We start from the raw sequence: 19790 nt of genomic DNA on the forward strand, positions 1-19790 counted from the left end.
TCATATTTATAATTTATGAAATGACTTCTAGTTGAAAGTTATGGAAGGACAGGGATCAACACATTATGTATTGTCCCTGTCCTGTTTAGCTGCTAATTTGACCTAATAACCACTTCGTTGAGATCATTTACAAGACGCAAGAGAGATTGACGAGAAACATCATAATAGTGCATCATGTTGAGAATTGCGCCCAGATAATACTCCATTTGCTCATCAACAGGCCATGAGCGTACCATGTTCATCTGCACCTGATAATGCTCATCTCCTGTCCGACGGCGATTGGAGATCCGCAAAAACCTCGATGAATGCATATTTATAATGATGCCGGCAGACTTCAGTCGATCAAGCACTTCTGTCCGCATCTTTGCATCATTTGGATCGGTAATCTGATCAAGATTATTCCGAATCTGTTCAATAATCTTCTGAGCGAGTTTCTTACGGCTGGTCATGTGTTTTTCCTTTTTTTCTATATCAAGAAACTACAGCTGACATTTTCATTGTACATAAATTTTTTCCTTTATCCAATGAAAGAGCCCGTAAGTAGTGTATACATGCTAGGGTTTTGGTTGGGTTCATAAACACGCTGGACGCTTGTTTGTGTATTTCTTGGACAGGATGGCTGTATCCAGTATGCCTAGTCATTCTCAATTGCTGGACATATTGCACTTCGTTGTTCGTTACTATTCTACCTCTAACAGACTCACTATAATTATCACTTTTAGAAATAAAGTAAAACTCATTACATCTTCAGGAGATGATAAACTTGTTCAGAGTTCATTGGAAGTAGAATAGCTCCTCCAGAAATCAATTACAAAAGAAATCGCTAAACAAAAATAATAATTTAATTAATCAAAAAATAAAATGTTTACAAATGAATGAAATGTTGTTAGAATAAAATCACTTCAAATGGGCGGAGGGTTACGTGTGGCAAATTAATGATTCGATTGTTCACTGCGCAAGGCAATAAAATAGCGCTTGAAAACTATGCTTCGTGTATAGTAATCGGAGAATGGTCTGCCAACAGGTAACCTATATTTTGGCATGCTTGAGACAATGGTTTGGAACAACTCTAAACTTTGTATCTGTATGTCTAAATAAGAAAATGCAATATGTAGTACTGAAAATTGGTAATAGTTATTTTTTGCGAATCTATTTCATTACCAATCTTTGGGACTCATGTGTTATTTTAAATTCCGATTACGATAAGCACAGGCAAAAGCTTGTGTTTTTTATTTTTTATATCTCACTTCATCCGGAGGGTTTTCTATATGAACGAACAATTATTGGATATCAATGGAGTTACGATCTGTACAGAAAGTTTTGGAGATAAGAAAAATCCAGCGATCTTGTTAATTATGGGTGCACAGTCTTCGATGATTTGGTGGGAAGAAGAGTTTTGCAAGCGAATAGCTGATGCAGGACGATTTGTGATTCGTTATGATAACCGTGATGTGGGGCGTTCTACTACTTATGAAGTAGGAAAGCCCGAATACACATTTGAAGATATGGCCGATGATGCGATTGGAGTATTGGATGCTTATGGGGTCGAGCAAGCTCATATCGTTGGGATGTCAATGGGTGGAATGCTGACACAGATCATCTCCTTACGTCATCCATCCAGAGTCTTGAGCATTTCTTTGATCGCTACTTCCAATTTCTCACCAGAATTGCCTCCGATGAAGCAAAAGGTGATCGATTATTTTATAGATAATGAGGAAATAGATTGGACGAATAAACAATCCGTCATTGATTTTAATGTTGGGAAATGGAAAGTGATTGCGGGCACCAAATATGTATTTGATGAAGAGCGAATTCATCATCTAGCAGAAGAAGAGTGGAACAAAAGCAATAACATCGCTAGTTTGAATAACCATGGCTTCGTATCAGGTGGGGAGGAATATTTAACGAAAACAAGCGAAATTAATGTACCTGCATTAGTTATCCATGGGACAGAAGACCCCATCATTCCCTTTGAACATGGGCAGCTGTTGGCGCATACTATTCCAAATGCCACGTTACTTACATTGGAAGGAACAGGTCATGAGCTTCATTATGATGATTGGGATATGATTATCGAAGGAATCATCAACCATACTTCTCATAGTTAGTAACTAATAATAGAGTGACATGAAATAATTCATGCCACTCTTCCTACTTTAAAGAAATGTATAGATTTTATTCCAAATGAAGAAAGGATGAGAGTGATGAGGAAAGCAGTGGATATAGCCTCCTAAAAGAGCACAACACATTTTTAGGAGGCTATAAACATGAAATTTCATCTGATAAACAGAGAAAAATGGGATCGCAAACCTTATTTTGAACATTATTTACTGCAAAAGTGTACATTTAGCATGACTGCAAATATAGATATTACATTGCTACTAGAACAGCTTCGTAAGCAGAGGATAAAGTTATACCCGACATTTATTTATATGATAACAAGAGTCGTTCATGATCATCTCGAATTTAGAACTTGTTTTGATGATCAAGGCTGCCTTGGTTACTGGGATCAGATGACCCCTAGTTACACTATCTTTCACAGCGAAAGTAAAACATTTTCTTCTTTATGGACCGAATTTTCCGATGAGTTTCGAGTCTTTTATCAAAATTATCAAGCAGACATCAAGCACTACGGTCATGTTCCGTCTTTTTTTCCAAAAGAGAATACCCCAAAAAATGTTTTTCCCATCTCAAGTATTCCATGGGTGAGTTTTACGGGATTTAACCTCCATGTAAACGAGGATCATAACTATTTATTACCTATTTTTACGGGAGGAAAATATTTCGATCAAGGCGGCAAGGTATGGTTGCCAGTTTCCTTGCAGGTACACCATGCGGTTTGCGATGGATATCATGCTAGTGCATTTTTTGAAGAGCTGCAACAAATGGTTGATCGTTGTGATAATTGGTTAACTTAAGACAGTGTTCCTTTGTTCAACAGACTTTGTTTTAGGTTGATAGATGAAAAAGTATTTGATTAAAAGTAGTTGGAATATACTTTTTAATTGGTTTACTTTTAGGATATAATGCAATTAATCTGATCCAACGATTTTTGGAGAGAGTATGAGGTTTTCTGGGATGATTCGACTGAGCTGTGCTGGGTTTGTGATCCTGCGCGATGAGAATGGGCGTTACTGCTTGCTGGTCAACGAAAACCAGCTCAAGCGTCACGGCAAGAAGGTTCTCAGTCCGATCGGCGGTGGAATCGCTGCTGATCAGCGAGGTCTCGACTACCTGCGCAGTATCGGGGCAGTCGAGTTCGAGAGGGACAACGATCTTCGGTTCAAGCTCCCGAAGCGCCAGCTTCGAAAACTGAAGAAGTGGTTCGTCCAGCGAGTGGACCGTGAGCTCTTGCCGACGCGTGAGGTGGAAGAGGAACTCGTTGATGAGACAAAGGTCCTTGCCAAGGAGGATCTGGAAGGGATGACCGTCTCGTTCAGTGGCTTGCGAAGCACCGTGGGAATAGCATCCACTACAGCGGGTCTAATCCCATCCCTACTGTTCGCCTGGCGGAAATCTTTACGGTTACGCTGAGCGAGACACCGATGGACAAGCTCCTGTCTTCCTCTGGAGGATGGATTTATTTCGTCTCGGAGAAGGAAATCCGAGCAGGAGTCACGGCTGACGGCATCGAGATCGCTGACGTCTGCAAGACCATTCTCCGACCCAAGCGCAGCATTCGGATGGTGTAATCTCAATAACCGAAAATCCTGAATTAGCTGAGAGAAACTTTTGCTGATTCACATCAGGTAGTAGATAGATGAGATATCAATCTGCTATCCGATCCGCTATTATTTCTATTTTTGTATAAAAATTTCGACGGATAAATAGGAGAGTTTATTTCTTTGCCACTCGTAAGAGAGGAAATCAGACATCAACCATTGATAATAAGTTTTGCTGCTATCTCTGTGTTCTGCAAATATTTGAATCAGACAAATATGCCTTCCTGCATACGTCGACCCGAATTTCCGAAAAATTCGTCACATGGCACCCAAATCACTAGATCGAAAGGAGCGAAATCGGATACTTCGTGAAGTCGAGCGTTCCAAACACCTACGAAATATTGCTATTATTTATTTTATTCCTTTATACAGGACTTCGAGTGTCCATACTCCGTTTCTTTAGATCGGAAAGATTTAATACTAAGGGAAAGGAGTGGATCGGTTCTTATTCGGAAAGGGAAAGGAAACGTGTCCAGACGCATTCCTCTACCAATTGATGCTCGAAACGCGATTCACTCCTATTTGAATCACCGTGAAGATGATTACCCAGCGTTATTGTCGAGAATGGTTGTATCAGAAGTTAACATTGCAACAGTGGCTGAACTTGCTGGTCATCGTGGTATTAATATTACTCGCAGATACGCAAAGCCTTCAGAAATCGAATTGGAGCAAGCTGTTGAGAAAGTATTTGGGTAATCACTCTATAATGATTGAAACTATTTATTGTTAACATTGTGTATCATTGAACTGCCTTTGCTTCGTTTTTAATTTTCTAGTTGGCCCAGTGGCAGGGGTCCTGCTCTAGTCCACAGCATTATTTTCCATTTTTTGGTCGAATGAGGGTTCGTTGTTCGTTTCTGGGGCTACTAGAAAATACTTTCTCCTCGGTCTTAAATTAAATTATCGATATCCTCATCGAATATCGAGTTTGTACTTGAAGGTGATAACATAAAGTCACTTAACTCTTGTTTTTGACTGATAACATTATCAATCTTCTCCTCTATTGTATTTACAGTGATGAGTTTATGAACTTGTACAAAGTTTTCTTGGCCAATACGGTGTACCCGGTCAGTTGCTTGATTTTCTACTGCTGGATTCCACCAGCGATCAAAATGTATAACGTGGTTAGCAGCCGTAAGGTTTAAACCTGTCCCCCCAGCTTTTAAAGACAGAATAAAAATGGGTGCTTGCTTGCTTTGGAAATCTTCCACCATCTTTGCTCTTTCCTTTTGGGGAGTACTCCCATTCAAAAATAGAACGTTGACCTTAAACTTTTCAGTTAAATAGTGTTGTAGTACTTCTCCCATTTGTACATACTGAGTAAAAAGAATTACACTTTCACCTGCCTCCATTATATTACTGATGAGTTCCTCAACTAGTGCTACCTTATTGGAACGTTCTGCGACATTTGTTATGTTACCTTCTTTTAAATATAACCCTGGATGATTACATAATTGTTTTAATTTCCCAATCATAGTCATGATATATGGTTTCCTTTTTTTCTTTGTTAAAGTTTTTGCTTCTTTTTTCACTTCATATACCAATCTTTTGTATAGTTCTTCTTGCTCATCCGTTAATGTACAGTACTGCTTCTGCTCTAACTTTTCTGGTAAACCACCTTTTATTTTTTCTTCGTCTTTTGTTCTCCGTAGAATGAAAGGCTGGATTAGTTGGTGAAGTTGGTGTACCTTAGCCTTATTATGCCCATGTTCGATTGGTTGAACATACTGCTGTTTAAATATCGCTTGTGTACCAAGAAATTTTGGATTTAAAAATTCAGTCAGTGACCATAACTCCATTAGACGATTTTCAATAGGTGTTCCGCTTAATGCCAATCGACCCTCGCTGTTCAAAGAGCGTATGACGTTCGCTCTTTTTGTCTGGGCGTTTTTTATATGTTGAGCTTCATCCAAACAAATAATATGCCAATTTATACTCTTAAAGAGGGTATGATCAATAACAAGCGTGCTGTAAGTTGTTAAGATAATATCGTATTGAGTTACATCCTTTTTAAAACTATTTTTTTTGCGTTCTTTTCCATAGTGGATGTGGACTTTAATATTTGGAGCGAAATGGCTGAATTCTTTTTCCCAATTGACTATCAGAGACGTAGGTACAACAATCAATGAAACTTTTGGTTTTTCGCGTATTTCATTAAAGAATGCGATCGTTTGAATTGTTTTCCCAAGCCCCATATCATCTGCTAATAAAGCCCCCATTTTATGTTTATGTAAATGTATTAACCATTTAGCTCCATCTAATTGGTATGGCCGTAATGTACAGTTAAGATCTGCAGTTTTCTTTAAGGAGGTTTTTCTTTTTTTAACTGCCTTCAATCGGTCACTATATAATGGATTTTCCGAGTTATCTGCAGGTACACTTTTTTTTTCAACAGTTTCCCAATACTTGAATAATTCACTTGACTGTCCTGGTTTTTGCATACTTTCTGCATAAAATAACGTTGCAGTGATATGTTCACAAAACGAGGATACTGAACATGTACAAGTATATTTTGAATCCTGAATTTTCACTTCATAGTTCCCGCTTTTATCAGCAACCATTGCTAGAATTGAATTAACATCATGGTTATAATTATATACAGCTCCTGTACGACTTAATTGATGCCCCGTTTTAACAATTTCTTTGATGTAATCATTCGAACTGTTGTACAGACTGAATAGGTTTTTCCACAATAACATTAGCTCCATATTATTATCACTCTCCTGTAAACATATATGTTAAGGGGATAATAAAAAAATAGATAGACTTGTACTTTGTATGGGTTTATACCTATAAGATTCAGTTATAGATTTATAGATTTATAGATTTATAGATTTCATATAGAGTATGTAAGTGATTTGAGGAATGAGAGACACAATGGAAATATATGAATCTGTCATCCGCGGATTATCACGAATGATCTCCTATAAAAACTCATAGTATTCCGCTTCTAGAAAACAAAAAAATGCTTAGAGAATAAGCATACACCTCATCTTACTGCTCCGGATGGGAGTTCCATCACCGGACCTTGTTGGATCATGTATGTGAAAGGTCACGAAGACAGTTACAAGATCGAAGATTCCCTGATGGAGTCATGATCCTGATATATCCTGTCAAGCTCGCTAGTCAGATACCACCCAACGCTCATTCTAAGAAAATGACTTTGTCTGCTTGGAACGAATAGGTCTGGGTGTTTCACACGACTAGACCAGAGAAATCAATTGAATTCCAAATAAATTGAGCCTTTTACTGGGGCAATAATAAGCGAGTAATACAAAAACAACCGACTATTTACCTTAATGTATAGGGTTTAGTTGTGTCTAAAATATGTTTTAACGTGTATTTTTTTCTTTGGGTACGGCGACCCTCTTAGAAGGGATAGTTTTACTTACTGCGCTCTTTGTGGCTACTGCTATTTTCCCCGATCTCAAGCCAACCCTTATCGGTTTTGTGGGACATCAATCTTTTATATTAACCCTAATGGATATCCTTATAAATTGTTTATTGGTACTAGCGCAGTTGGATTTGCCATTTTGTTTCTTACTTTTTTAATTTACTTGTTGATCAAAGTAAAGGAATCCGTGAAGGAGATCCCTGTTTTAGGAACAGTGATTGAATTTATAACTGATTCTATTATGAGTTGGATTAATCATAGAAGATGGCGGTATGCTCCTTTTCTTCATTCAACGTACCAATCATGATTGGCTCTGCCTCGGCCTTTCCTAATAGAAAGGCGGTTTCTTCTCCCGCTGTAATCTTCAATCACTGCTCCAACCTTCAGCAATCGAATTAAGATTTCATTATTTCCTAAAAAGTGCGCTCCATAAAACAGTCAGTAATCATCTTGATTTTCTTCGTAACGCCACTGAGCGAGACCCCGGGGTGGGGGGTCTGCTTCCCGACGTTTTCGTCAAGCACTTGCGCTTTCTTCTCAATCAACAATCTCTTCAATCCCATCTATCCGCAGTTCTTTCACTTCGGTAGGACTAAAGCGCATTTCCAAGATGGATTCGTTGGGCATCATTTAAAGAATATCTTCAACGTTATTCTCTAGGTCATTTTTCAAGCCCAAAGCCTTGTGGTTCTTGGATACATACTTCATATGTCCAACAAAAAACGTTCTTTTTCATTTTTTTGTTTACAGTAAATTCGTTGGTGTAAAAATCGAGAAAACCCTTGTTAGACTTGTACATTTCGGTAGAGCAGCCAGGGAAGCCGAGCTTTAGCAAATCTACTGTGGTTTGAGTAACTTCTTCTGGACAGATAAAGTAAAAACTGATACGACCAGAGTCATCCTTCACGATCTGCTTGCGGAACCAAGGCGACCGTGTGTAATGTATTCTTGAAACCAAGAGCGTCCCTATTGGCCAAAACCTTCGACCATCTTCTGGACTTTCTCCATGTTCACTTTTCCGTTTTCTTTTGGCTTAACCTCAATAGCAGTAAACTTCCCAACTCGCTGATTCATGATCTTAGAAGCTGCATCAGAGCACCAACGGCACCAACTGAGCCATCAATAGCAAGGCTCGTTATAATAGACTCCCAATAGTTCCAAACGAGAGCGCCGCCTAGTAAGCCAGTACACAATTCACCGGATCAATTTGTTTATGAAGAAGAGTTTGATTGGTTTCGATGTCCTGCTGGAGAATATCTTGAATTCACTACTTTTCAATAGAAACAGAAAGTACAAAAATACCAAAAAGTATATGCTGCAAAAAAAAAGCACCTGTAATAATTGTACTTCCCAACCCCATTGATTTGGAAAAACAGCAAAATTTAAGATGTTAGGTAAAGCTATGTTTCATCCTTTCTTGCTCGTAATAAAGAGAATTTCAAAACTTTTCAGTATCATAAATTCAAACATTTGGTGTGAAGGGACAATTGGAACATAGAAAGATTTACACAAATTTAAGAAGGACATTTAAGAGAGGCATAAAAAAAATGTGCAGGAACATTGCCTCTTTTCAGCATTGGCTTTAAACCTAAAGCGAATATGAAAGCTTTTGCTTTAACTGAAAACACATCAAGAATAGGAACAATTTATAGACGATCCCTGAAGCAAAAAGTGGTTTAGGAGAAAAATACTCCTAAATCACTTTTGTCAACAGTCCCGTAAGGAGTGGTTTTTTAGTTGAAAGCAGTTTTTATCTAAAATCACAGATGTTATGATTGTTATTCTAATAATGAACGTGCATTTATAATTATTTTTTACTGATTCATTCGGTATCCCTTAATCATTTTTATGCTTGACCTTCCTCTGCACTGGAGGGTGTATATTCAGTTTGGAGAGAGATTTAGCTGTATAAAAGGAGATGAAACCATGTTTAAAATAAGTGAGTTTTCCAAGCTTGCTCAGATCTCGGTGAAAACTCTTCGCTATTATGATCAAATTGGTTTATTAAAGCCGTCTCATACCGATTCTGATACAAGTTACCGCTATTATTCTGCTGATCAACTCTTTTTGTTAAATCGTATTCTTGCTTTTAAAGAGTTAGGATTTACATTAAATCAAATTATACATTTGTTAGATGATAACATTCCAGTAGATCAAATAAGAGGGATGTTTCGACTGAAACAAGCTGAAATTCAACATCTAGTAGAAATGGAGCAAGCTCGACTAAATCGGATTGGAAATCGATTGCAGCAAATAGAAAAAGAAGGAGGCATTGAAGCAGCTCATGAGGTTGTTCTAAAAAAAGTAGAGAGCCAATCTATATTTTCTTTGCGGCAAGCTGCTTCCATTCAACAAATTCCTCAACTGTTTGATCAGTTAGAGCATGCGATGGGGATATCTTCCTCTAACTCTCTATCTAAGATAATACTTTGGCATGGATGCGAGGAATGTGAAGATGCTGTTGATTTGGAAGTAGGATACACACTTGAACAGAAAACAACTAGCTTATCTTCTCATATGCATGAGTTACCAGAAGCCCTTACGATGGCGACCTTATTACATCGCTGCCAACCGACAAGTACATGTACAGCGAGTATAGATTTAGGTATTTGGATTGAACAAAATGGGTATCGGATCCAAGAAAATGAACCACGTCGTGAAATATATCTCCATCCAGATCAGAGTGATAGAAACTATTATATTGCAGAAGTCCAGATTCCAGTTGTGAAGTTGTAATGGGATGGATGTTAAAGCGAATAAAAAAGCACAACGAATGCCAGTTGCGCTTTAGGCATTAGCACTGGCTTCTTTTGGAATTGGGACAACTGAATTAGTTCTCATGAGGATTTTACCAACCATGGCAAAAGATCTAGGGGTATCTCTTTTTGCTGCTGGTCTTCTTATTGCAGGATATGCGTTAGGTGTGGTTGTTGGAGTTCCACTTATTTCTTTGTTATCAGCTAAAATTTCTCGAAAAACATTACTTTTTTCTTTTTGTTGATGGATTTGCTCTTGGAAACCTCTTGTATGCAGTGGCACCCAATTCTCTCTTTTTGATGATTGCAAGGATTTTGGTTGCTTTTATGCATGGAACTTTTTTGGGGGAAAGTTAGATCGTAGCGGTAAAACTGGCTGATCAGCGTTGGATGCCTATCTTATTTATTAGGGGTTTTACTTTCCTTAGCGTTCGTTTTATTTGGTTTGACATTAACTATATACCATCCAATTCCAGCAATCATCACCATTTTTTCTTTGGAATCCTTGCGTTTGCATCTGTTTCACCTCTGCAAATGTGTATTTTGGAAAACGCATCAGATGCTCCACAATTCACGTCTGGACTTAATGTAGCTGTCTATAATCTAGCAAATGCAATAGGGGGCTTTTTTTTTGGAGTAGTAATGAAAACTCCATCATTGGATTTACAGGCTTGGATTGCAGGTCTGATAACACTGCTGGGTGCGTTGTTTACTATCATAAGTCTGCGGTTAGACAACTATAAAAAGGAGAAGCTTATCATGATAGAATCAAACAGATACAAAATGATTACAGAATTTAATGTTCCTGTTGAAATGAGAGACGGGACTATCCTTCGAGCAAATATTTATCGACCAGAAAAAAATGGAGAATGGCCAGTTCTTCTAAGTCGTTTGCCATATGGCAAAGATACTTTTGCGCAGCCTTTTTTGATTCAAGTGCCAAAAGCTGTTCAAGAAGGCTATGTGGTCATCATACAAGATACACGTGGCCGCTTTGTATCAGAGGGAAATTGGGACCCTATTCCTAGTTTTAATCAAGAAGTATCGGATGGCTATGATACGCTTGAGTGGATTTCCAATCTTCCCTATAACAGTGGGAGAGTAGGTATGTTTGGGCTTTCTTACTATGCTTTTACACAATGGGCAAGTGCTTTGTCATCGCACTCCAAAACACTTCAAGCTATAGCACCTGCTTTTAGTTGGAATGATCCTTATGATGGGCTTATGTATCGAGGAGGGGCTTTGGAGCTGGGATTGTTAACTTATTGGCAAATGGGAATGTATCTGGATACACTCCCAAGGCATTACTCGGATCAACAAGAGTTATCAAAAGCCATGGAGCGCTTGATTTCGGATATAGATCAATTACCCAGACAAATTCAGTCACTTCCATTAAAAAACTATGCTCCATTTACACGAACCAAAGTAGCTACCTCCCTTATAGAAGTAATAAAACGCGGATATATGGATCATAAATTCGTCGATTCATTAAACCTAACAAACAAGCTTGAAAGGTTAGAGTTACCCAGTTTGAATATTGCAGGATGGTATGACATTTTCCTACAAGGTACGCTTGATAATTTTGTACAAATGCGTAATCACCGGAAAAGTCCGAAAGCACGTAATAGTCAATTAATTATTGGCCCATGGAGACACTTGGATCATGGTCATCATGCAGGAGAAGTGAACTTTGGTTTACAAGCAAATTCAACTTCCATTGATCTATCCGAAATGCAGCTTCGTTGGTTTGATCATTTCTTAAAAAAACAAGATACTGGAATGTTGCAAGAAGCACCTATCCAATTATTTGTCATGGGCGAAAATATTTGGCGAGATGAGTATGAATGGCCCTTGCAGCGTACCGAATATATCGATTTTTATCTGCATAGCCAAGGTCAAGCAAATACGCTTCAAGGAAATGGAATGCTTAGTCTGCAACCTCCTGAGCAAGAAGCACCAGATCATTTCATCTATGATCCATTGAATCCTGTTCCGACAATGGGAGGCTCTCATTTGATGTTGCCAGATTTTATGGATGGGCCAGTTGATCAAAGAGAGATCGAATCACGTGATGATGTATTGGTATATACTAGTTCTGTCTTGGAAGAGGATGTGGAAGTAACTGGACCAGTTAAAGTGAAGCTTTGGGCGATCTCTAGTGCATTAGATACCGATTTTGTGGCTCGTTTAGTAGATGTATTTCCAGATGGCACAGCGATTAATTTAACGGATGGCATCATTCGTACTCGCTTCCGGGATGTAAACAATGGAGAAGAACCAAGCTTACTAGAACCAGGAAAAGCTTATCTCTATGAAATTGACTTATGGTCAACTAGCAATCTGTTTAAAAAGGGGCATCGAATTCGCTTGGATATTACTAGTAGCAGTTTTCCCCGGTGGGATAGAAATCCCAATACAGGACACGATTTTGGAGTAGATGGAGAGTCAGATGTAATAGTTGCTCAGCAAACAATCTTACATGATAAAGAACATTCTTCTTCGATTGTTCTGCCTATTATTCCAAGAAGATAATTGTTTTTATGCATTGAATAAAAGAAAAAGGTTAGAATTTTAAAAATTTTATTATTGATGTAAATGAAATGTTTTAACGATCGTAGTATGCGGAGATCGGTTTTTAACTTGAGTGGGACAACCTGTGCGGGAAGGCTACTACAATGAGAGTAGACCTTCCCGCTTTTTCGGGCTTTTGAATCAGTGGCGGATGCTCTCTCCTCATTTAGAAACTTCTTTAGACTCAGAAAGCAGTCGCCAGATTTTGTTGGCTTCCTGCTCCTGAGAGGGGTTGGCAGTGTACTCCATCTGCGGACTACTGTACAGAGCTTGTAAGAGAATATGTTCACATCCAAGTGCTTACGTTCAGCCTTAAGAAGCCACTGTATTGCGCTGGTTTTTTTGTGTTCATCACAGTTAGCGGAGCCTAAAATAAGACTTATTCACTATTCAAATTTGACTAGTTGAGTGAATTGCATTATAATGAGTTTCGATAAGAAAGGAGCATAAGAAGTGTCAGCTGTTAGACTATTAGTTTTGGGAGCGATTGTAAGACGAGGAATCGCCCATGGTTATCGTGTTTTTCAGGATATTACATCGTGGAAAGCGGAGACATGGACGAATGTGAAGCGAGGTTCTATTTATCACGCTTTAGAAAAGCTCGAATCAGGGGAGATGATAGTAGCAGAAGATTCAGGTGATCTCACGAAACTTGGACCTTCTCGAACGGAGTATAAAGTAACAGAAAAAGGGAGAGCTGAATTTATCTCTCTTTTAGAGTCAGCACTGAAAAGCAATGATTTTCAACTATTATCAGCAGGTATTGCATTTATGGAAATACTGCCTCGACAACGTGTGTTAGAGCTTTTAGAAGAACGCCTAGCATCGTTAAAAGATGTAGAACATTTTTTGCATACACTGCCAACTGAGCAGATTCCATCTGAACCTTCTAAGCATCCAGAGCTTATCGGAGTTTGGATTGGATATTTTGAATACATGATCGAAGCAACACAAAAATTAATGCAATCGATTGAATCTGGTAACTATCTTTTTCTGGGGGAGAAGAAAGAGGAAGGGGAAATATGATGATATCAGCAAAATTGCATGATGGAAGTATCATTCCTATTGAAATAAAAGGGTCCGGTCCAAATTTACTATTACCTGTTAACCCTCATCCGATCGAGGGAGATCAAGCCGAGAAAATGCGAAAATGGGGAGCAGACCCAGCACTTGGTCGAAATTTGATAGATGGATTGAGCGATAAGTATCGAGTAATCGCTTTTGACTATGAAGGGCATGTACAAGCTTTTCCTAAAGCTGAAACGCTAACACCTCATAACATTGCCACTGATTTCTTAACGATTGCGGATACAACAAATGCAGAACAATTTGTCTATTATGGTTACTCTTGGTTAGCACTTTGTGGATTGCAATTAGCGATTCGAACCAGTAGACTATCTGCCTTGATCATGGGTGGTTTCCCTCCCATAGATGGGCCTTATCAAGAGATGTTAAAGGTAACCAATGCAACCTATCAAATGTCTGTAGAAGCAAAACCTTCTTCTAAAAAACAGCAAACAACTTCTGAAGAAATCGATTGGTCAACCGTAGAAGTGACTCTGAGTACTGAGCAAACAAAACAGTTTGTTACCCTATACCAGAGTTTACAAGATTTCCATGATCGAGAAGTTCAATCGCGTATATCTATCCCTCGTCTTTGTTTTGCAGGCACTGCGGATAAAATCGAATATGGAGAACGCTGGGGAGGTGTAGAGGTGGATATTGTAGGACCACTGATGCGAAATCAGGGAGAATTAGAAGCATTAGGCTGGGCTGTTCACGTATTGGATGGGCTCGATCATACCCAAGCAATGCAGGCTAATCATGTCTTGTCTGTTATATGTCCTTGGTTAGATACGCTTTTTTCTAAATAGAAAGTTAATTAATTCCTTCAATGAAAAACGTCGACTATTATGTATTTTTAAAGCAAAAATTTTTTTCGTTTTTTAGTTTCTTTAAGAAAGACATTTATGAAAGAAATTAGTAGTTCTTCATAATAGATTTTTTCGGTACAATCAAGGGAGAATCACTTCTACCAGATGAAGTGAAGAATCCCACTGGAGGTTGAGATGAGCACCAATCCGAGGGTGAAGAAGCCGAAATACACTCCTCCAAAGGACTTAGCTAATTTTCAGATGATCTTTGAAGGTTATCTGGAAGATGGAACGTACGCGATTCGCTTCTCTTATGAGAAGAAGGTAAGCGGGTTTTCCTACTTTGGTGCCTCAGGACGGAAGGGTCGGAATAAGGGTTACTACACCCAGTCTGTGGTGGTATGTCTACATCTACTCCATGATGGCACCCAAACTCGTACGACGTACATCTTTAAGGACACAGGCTGGGAGGTAACCACAGAGACCTTCAAGACCAATAAGAAACCTGCGAAACCGAGCGAAAAGAAGTGGATTCGGGAACTTCCCTCTGAGCTGAGAAGGTGAGCGCTCCTTCTAGTGGTAGGTGCAGTTTACAAGGAGCCTTGTGACTGCACCACCTGATTTTTTATAGCAAATAGCATTTTTATGGATGTTTTTATTATGTTTTAATTGTACAGACTGGGTGTTTGGGAGATATCTTGAGACACCCAGTCTTATTCTCTTAGAAGCGAAGGTTTGGAATCAGCTTCTCCAGTTCACCATTGGTGAACTCCTTTCCCTTCACCGCTTGGTCGAAAGCGGCCTGAACCTCTTCTGCGTCTGCCCAGTCGGGTTCGGAATTCAGGTAAACGAGACAGTTTGCCAGCATTGCGATGATCATCTGCTGTCTGTTATCCTGATTCTTGGAAATCATGATGCTCATTTTATTCATTGTAGAGAACAGGAAATCCATTGCACACCCATTCTTCAGAGAATAGTAGGTTTTATTCTTAGATAGTATATAATTTTTTAAATAAAAGAAAAAGATGAATGAAGTTTCCTTCAAACGCCTTTTTCGTTTTATGGATGTTTCATCATGTTTTAATTGTGCAGACTGGTTGTCTGTAAGAGATCTCCAGACACCCAGTCTTATTCTCTTAGAAGTGGAGGTTTGGAATCACCTGCGCGAGTTCACGATTGGTGAACGTCTTTCCCTTCATTGCTTGATTAAGAGCGGTCAGAACCTTGTGTGAGTTTGCCCAGCTAGGGTTGTCATCCAGGTAGACAAGACAGGTGGACAAGATTGCGATGGTCAGCGACTGTCTGGGGCCCTGGTTCGCAGAAAGTCTGTTGCTCATTTCATACATTGCATTGAAGAGAGGATCCATTGCATACTCATTTCTTAGAGAATAGTAGGATTTGTTCTTAGAAATTATATACTTTTTCAAAGAAAAGAAAAAGCGAATGAAGATTTTCCTTCAAAACGCTTTTTTCATATTTTATGGATGTTTTGCTAATTCTTCCCGAATATCTTGATTTAATTCATTTAAATCAGGAGTGCTGATCGGTTTATCGTTTAGTTTGTATTTTTCTTTTAACATTAGTATTCGCAAGACACTCTCATCAATTCGTTTTTCAGTCAGGCTGCCGTTGGTAATGCCCTCTTTTAAAGAACGTATGACATCGCTGATATTTTCATAGCCATGTGCAACGAGTAATATATCGCTTCCTGCTTTGACAGCTTGGGTGGCAGCATTGCCAATTCCATAGTTTTTTGTGATAGCTCCCATTGTTAGATCATCCGTGATCACAACGCCATTGTATCCGATTTTTTTTCGCAATTGATCGGTGATGATCGTGGAGGACAGAGACGCTGGATATGTTTTATCGATTTTTGGAAATAAGATATGCGCAATCATGACAGCATCTGTGCCTTGTTGGATCGCATCTTCAAATGGTTTCCATTCAAACGACTGAAGTTGTTGCAAACTTTTATGTACTATAGGGAGATCCAAGTGAGAGTCAACAGAAGTATCACCATGTCCAGGGAAATGCTTCACAACTGATATGGTTCCAGTAGATTGAATTCCCTTCATGACTTCCCTGCCCATGTTCGATACGATTTCAGAGGTTGTACCATAAGATCGATTGCCGATAACTGGATTGTTTGGATTGCTATTGATATCTAATACAGGTGCATAATCCACATTCATCCCCATTAATTTGGAAGCATTGCCTAAAAATTCCCCTATATTTTGGGCATAAGTCAAATCTCCTGTATCCCCAATGCTTCTGGCAGTAGGTATTTTTTTAATTCCGGGAAGTCGGCTGACTTTTCCACCTTCTTCATCTATAGAAACAAAAAGAGGAGTAGGATTTTGCTGATTCCATTTTTTGATCTGATTCACATAGGTAACTAATCCTTCTGGAGTATTTACATTGTTTTTATAAAAGATTACTCCTCCTACATGTTGACTCTGAATCATCGTTTTTGTTTTTTCTGTAGCAGAAGTTCCTTCTACTCCAGCGATGATCATGGTACCTAGTTTTTCATCTAGGGTCATAGCTGCTAATTTTTCTTGTGCTTGCTTTCGTAATGCTTCATTCTCGTTTTCTGAATTCTGTTGTGTAGTCTTGGTGATCTGCTTATTGGATGTATTATGAGAAGCATTACCTCCAGCACAACCCGCAGCAAGCAAACAAAATAACAAACCAATTGTTAATAATATTCTATTTTTAAGAATACAGCATCACTCACTCTCGAAGATTTACTCTGTTTAGAGTTTGTTGCACTATTTGACTCAAAAGCGAAGATGCACCTCAGACGGCACAATCTCGCTACGTCACTGTGCTCCTAGTCTCGCTTTGCTTGCGGGTGGAGTGTCCTTTGTAGGTTTACAATAACAGACGCGGAAAACGCACGCATCAAGCGACTTTGTATCATGGCTAGATTTTATTTATGCACCTTTGTCTATTATATAGAATATGAGAAAAATAGAGATTGTATTATCTGTGAAAGCAATTTATGACACATGCAGATAGGACAAAACAAATAAAAAAAACCATAACAAGTCTTGAGACAGGGAAATACAACGATCCTTTTCCAATATTTGTTTTTGTCCACTCATTTGCTTTTTCAAACCATAAATGTGCATTTGGATCTAAATGGATATCATGTCCAGCATTATTGAGAAGATAAGATTGTACACTTTTTACTTGCTTGAAATAAGGACTTTCTCGCTCTTGTATCTTGGCACTATTGGTACAGAGATAGGTGGTATCTTTACAGAATAAAATATCTTTTTGTCCCACAGCTAGGAACACGGGTACTTAGATTTTTTCATCATTTGGTCAACAAGATCTCCCAATTTTATATAGGTAGGGAGGTGGCGGCGTTGTTAGTATTCCCCTGTGAGAGAATTCGAACAATACTCTGTTCTCCCGTCCCTCCTCCTTTCTAATATTCAGATTGTTATGGACAATATATTCGTGTTAAACCAGTATCGACATTTAGAAATAAAGTTTCATTTTGATTGAATCTTCTGTTATTATATTAGTAGATATCTTTCACAAGGAAAGATAACAAGAGAACCATAGGAGGTTCTGAATGAGCACCATTGCCCGGTCTGCTATCACGGTTACAACCGACGATGAGTACGGAGAGGAAACGTATATCCGCGTTTTCCCTGTGCGGATGGTAAGGCATAGCGAGTGCACTATCGTTGCGTCTTTGATGAGTCGAGGGGTGCATGCATCTCTCTCTTATCAATCGACCCGCCGATCTGTCAGTGACTGGGAAGCAACCTTTGATCTGGATATTCGTATGGTAAACGATCCTGATGGAAAGTTTACTATTTTCGAGCGTCAGGAAGTAGGTGAAGGATTTGCTTACTTTGAAGGTGGGTACTATCAGGAGTATCAGACAACGGTTTATGTAGTCCATCCAGATGGTAAGAAGGAGAAGATCATTTATTCTCCCTGCGATGCTGGGTGTTTGATGACTACCATCGTAACAGATGCTTCTGGTGTAGCAGAAAAGGTGGAAGAGTTCATCATGGAGATTCCGCTCGAGCACCGAGTGTAATCTGTCATCCTCTGTCATTTTGGTTCTTGTGCGGTTTGGTGTGACCGCACAACCAAACGAATATAAAGATTTGCATATATATGAATTTAGTTTGCGTGAAATTTATAATCCTCTATAAGAGAAAGGAACGAAGCATAAAATAGATGAAGTATTTGAAGATATTATTAGTTGTACAATCTATTTATTTGGTCTTTTATCTTACATGGAAATATTATTTTGATCTTCCAGAGTTCCAGTTGTTGAATGTGTTATGTGATATCTGTCTCGTCTCCAATATTGTGTGTGGGTATATTTTAAATCGAAATCAATATTCTACTGATAAATCAAATAGTAGCTGATCCTCTCCATAAAAAGAAAGCCTTTTGTACGTTACTACAAAAGGCTTTCTCATGTTTTCGCTGCAATAATTTGCTTTAGACAGTATTTTCTGCTATTGGAATGGGGGAAGATAGCGTTTTATTCTCTTTTTTACGAGAAGGTTGATTGACAAAGAAGATACCTAAAGCAATGAAAATGGCTCCAAGTCCTACATACCAATGCAAAGCTTCATTTAGGATTAGCCATCCTCCAACTGTTCCAAAGAGAGGTACCAGGAACAAAAAAGAACTAATTTTTGCAGGATCATGGTTTTTTATTAAGTAAAACCAAGTAACAAATTGAACAATGGAGCTCATGATTATTAAGTAGAGCAATATCCATACAACTTGAAAAATAGAAACTTGCTGTAAGGTAAACATAGGCTGTTCCAATACCAAACTAGCTATCACAAGAAACAAACCTCCAAAGCCCATTTGATACGTGGTTAGTACCCATGTATGGATTGTCTCTCCCCAATGCTTGGTTAAAAGGGTAGCAATTGCCCAGCATAGACCTGCTAATAAAGCAAATAACGTACCGGGTTGGAATTGAAAATGAAACCCTTGTGTACATACAACGCCAACAAATCCTAAAACAACTCCCATCCACTGCAATCTCCTATAACGAACCCTTAAAAAAAGAGACTGGATGAGAACCAACCAAATGGGATTGGTGGAAGATAAAATCGATGCGTTCGCTGATGTGATGGTATGCATACTGAAATAAATCATCCCTAAAACCAAAGTGCTTTGAAAGAAACCAATCATTGCAATTTTTAACCAGGGCATAAAGCGTTTTGGATGAGGCAGACTGATAATAAAAGGAAGCATAAGTACAAAAGCACCGAGAAAGCGAATGGCCAAAAGCAAATAGGGGCTAGAAAAGCTTAAACCCATTTTTCCTATTGGATAGTTTAGCCCTGCTACAAGTGTGCTTATCAAAATTAATGGTAACAACAAAGATCGATTCATGATTTTCCCTCATTCCGTTATGATCATGATATAATTCTAAAAATAAATAAGCATCATGTAAAATGATTGTTTATGATATAAT

At 38.6% G+C, this 19790-nt stretch carries 16 protein-coding genes; 10 read left to right on the top strand and 6 right to left on the bottom strand.

Annotated elements, in window-relative coordinates; translation table 11 throughout:
- Positions 1-92 precede the first annotated feature (92 nt).
- Positions 93-449, bottom strand: coding sequence for a hypothetical protein (locus GSM42_RS15025; RefSeq protein WP_160802361.1), 357 nt, complete (start codon positions 447-449; stop codon positions 93-95).
- A gap of 819 nt (positions 450-1268) precedes the next feature.
- On the opposite strand from GSM42_RS15025, the gene mle reads away from it, so the two are divergent.
- From mle to GSM42_RS15045, 4 genes are all read left to right on the top strand, one after another.
- On the top strand, positions 1269-2108 hold the full coding sequence (gene mle / locus GSM42_RS15030; protein ID WP_160802362.1) for an alpha/beta fold macrolide esterase: 840 nt from the start codon (positions 1269-1271) through the stop codon (positions 2106-2108).
- Positions 2109-2267: 159 nt separating this feature from the next.
- Positions 2268-2918, top strand: coding sequence for a type A chloramphenicol O-acetyltransferase (catA, locus tag GSM42_RS15035; RefSeq protein ID WP_160802363.1), 651 nt, complete (start codon positions 2268-2270; stop codon positions 2916-2918).
- Positions 2919-3078: 160 nt separating this feature from the next.
- Positions 3079-3534 (top strand): SMODS-associated NUDIX domain-containing protein, encoded by a 456-nt coding sequence (locus GSM42_RS15040; protein WP_160802364.1) that lies wholly within the window; start codon positions 3079-3081, stop codon positions 3532-3534.
- A 656-nt stretch (positions 3535-4190) separates the two neighbouring features.
- On the top strand, positions 4191-4418 hold the full coding sequence (locus GSM42_RS15045) for a hypothetical protein (RefSeq protein WP_160802365.1): 228 nt from the start codon (positions 4191-4193) through the stop codon (positions 4416-4418).
- Positions 4419-4612: 194 nt separating this feature from the next.
- Here GSM42_RS15045 and GSM42_RS15050 read toward each other — a convergent pair whose 3' ends face one another.
- Positions 4613-6430 carry a DEAD/DEAH box helicase gene (locus tag GSM42_RS15050; RefSeq protein ID WP_160802366.1) on the bottom strand — a complete coding sequence of 606 codons (1818 nt, stop codon included), beginning with the start codon at positions 6428-6430 and terminating at the stop codon, positions 4613-4615.
- Positions 6431-9042: 2612 nt separating this feature from the next.
- Here GSM42_RS15050 and GSM42_RS15055 point away from each other — a divergent pair.
- Positions 9043-9852 carry a MerR family transcriptional regulator gene (locus tag GSM42_RS15055; RefSeq protein WP_160802367.1) on the top strand — a complete coding sequence of 270 codons (810 nt, stop codon included), beginning with the start codon at positions 9043-9045 and terminating at the stop codon, positions 9850-9852.
- 51 nt (positions 9853-9903) lie between these two features.
- Here GSM42_RS15055 and GSM42_RS21525 read toward each other — a convergent pair whose 3' ends face one another.
- The gene (locus GSM42_RS21525) at positions 9904-10155 is read right to left on the bottom strand and encodes a hypothetical protein (protein WP_237446643.1); all 252 of its coding nucleotides are present in this window, start codon (positions 10153-10155) and stop codon (positions 9904-9906) included.
- 359 nt (positions 10156-10514) lie between these two features.
- Here GSM42_RS21525 and GSM42_RS15065 point away from each other — a divergent pair, with 359 nt between their 5' ends.
- The 4 genes from GSM42_RS15065 to GSM42_RS15080 all read left to right on the top strand — a co-directional run bounded on the left by GSM42_RS15065 (position 10515) and on the right by GSM42_RS15080 (position 14881).
- Positions 10515-12404 (top strand): CocE/NonD family hydrolase, encoded by a 1890-nt coding sequence (locus tag GSM42_RS15065; RefSeq protein WP_160802368.1) that lies wholly within the window; start codon positions 10515-10517, stop codon positions 12402-12404.
- A gap of 492 nt (positions 12405-12896) precedes the next feature.
- Positions 12897-13469, top strand: coding sequence for a helix-turn-helix transcriptional regulator (locus GSM42_RS15070; RefSeq protein WP_160802369.1), 573 nt, complete (start codon positions 12897-12899; stop codon positions 13467-13469).
- A complete protein-coding gene (locus GSM42_RS15075; protein WP_202404948.1) occupies positions 13466-14317 on the top strand; it encodes an alpha/beta fold hydrolase in 852 nt (283 codons plus the stop codon). Before GSM42_RS15070 ends, GSM42_RS15075 begins: the two co-directional genes overlap by 4 nt.
- Before the next feature lie 195 nt (positions 14318-14512).
- Complete coding sequence (locus tag GSM42_RS15080) at positions 14513-14881, top strand: hypothetical protein (protein ID WP_160802370.1); 369 nt, start codon at positions 14513-14515, stop codon at positions 14879-14881.
- A gap of 157 nt (positions 14882-15038) precedes the next feature.
- On the opposite strand, the gene GSM42_RS15085 is transcribed toward GSM42_RS15080, so the two are convergent.
- Entirely contained in the window at positions 15039-15269 is a 231-nt protein-coding gene (locus tag GSM42_RS15085; RefSeq protein ID WP_160802371.1) for a hypothetical protein, read from the bottom strand.
- 526 nt (positions 15270-15795) lie between these two features.
- The gene (gene nagZ / locus GSM42_RS15090) at positions 15796-17007 is read right to left on the bottom strand and encodes a beta-N-acetylhexosaminidase (protein ID WP_237446644.1); all 1212 of its coding nucleotides are present in this window, start codon (positions 17005-17007) and stop codon (positions 15796-15798) included.
- An 896-nt stretch (positions 17008-17903) separates the two neighbouring features.
- Between nagZ and GSM42_RS15095 the strand changes: the two genes are divergently transcribed.
- A complete protein-coding gene (locus tag GSM42_RS15095) occupies positions 17904-18380 on the top strand; it encodes a hypothetical protein (protein WP_160802372.1) in 477 nt (158 codons plus the stop codon).
- A gap of 413 nt (positions 18381-18793) precedes the next feature.
- Here GSM42_RS15095 and GSM42_RS15100 read toward each other — a convergent pair whose 3' ends face one another.
- Positions 18794-19708: a DMT family transporter gene (locus GSM42_RS15100; protein WP_160802373.1), complete on the bottom strand. Its 915-nt coding sequence runs from the start codon at positions 19706-19708 to the stop codon at positions 18794-18796.
- Positions 19709-19790: the final 82 nt, after the last annotated feature.

Origin of the sequence: Shimazuella alba, assembly GCF_009831235.1 — a bacterium.
Lineage (GTDB): Bacteria > Bacillota > Bacilli > Thermoactinomycetales > Thermoactinomycetaceae > Shimazuella > Shimazuella alba.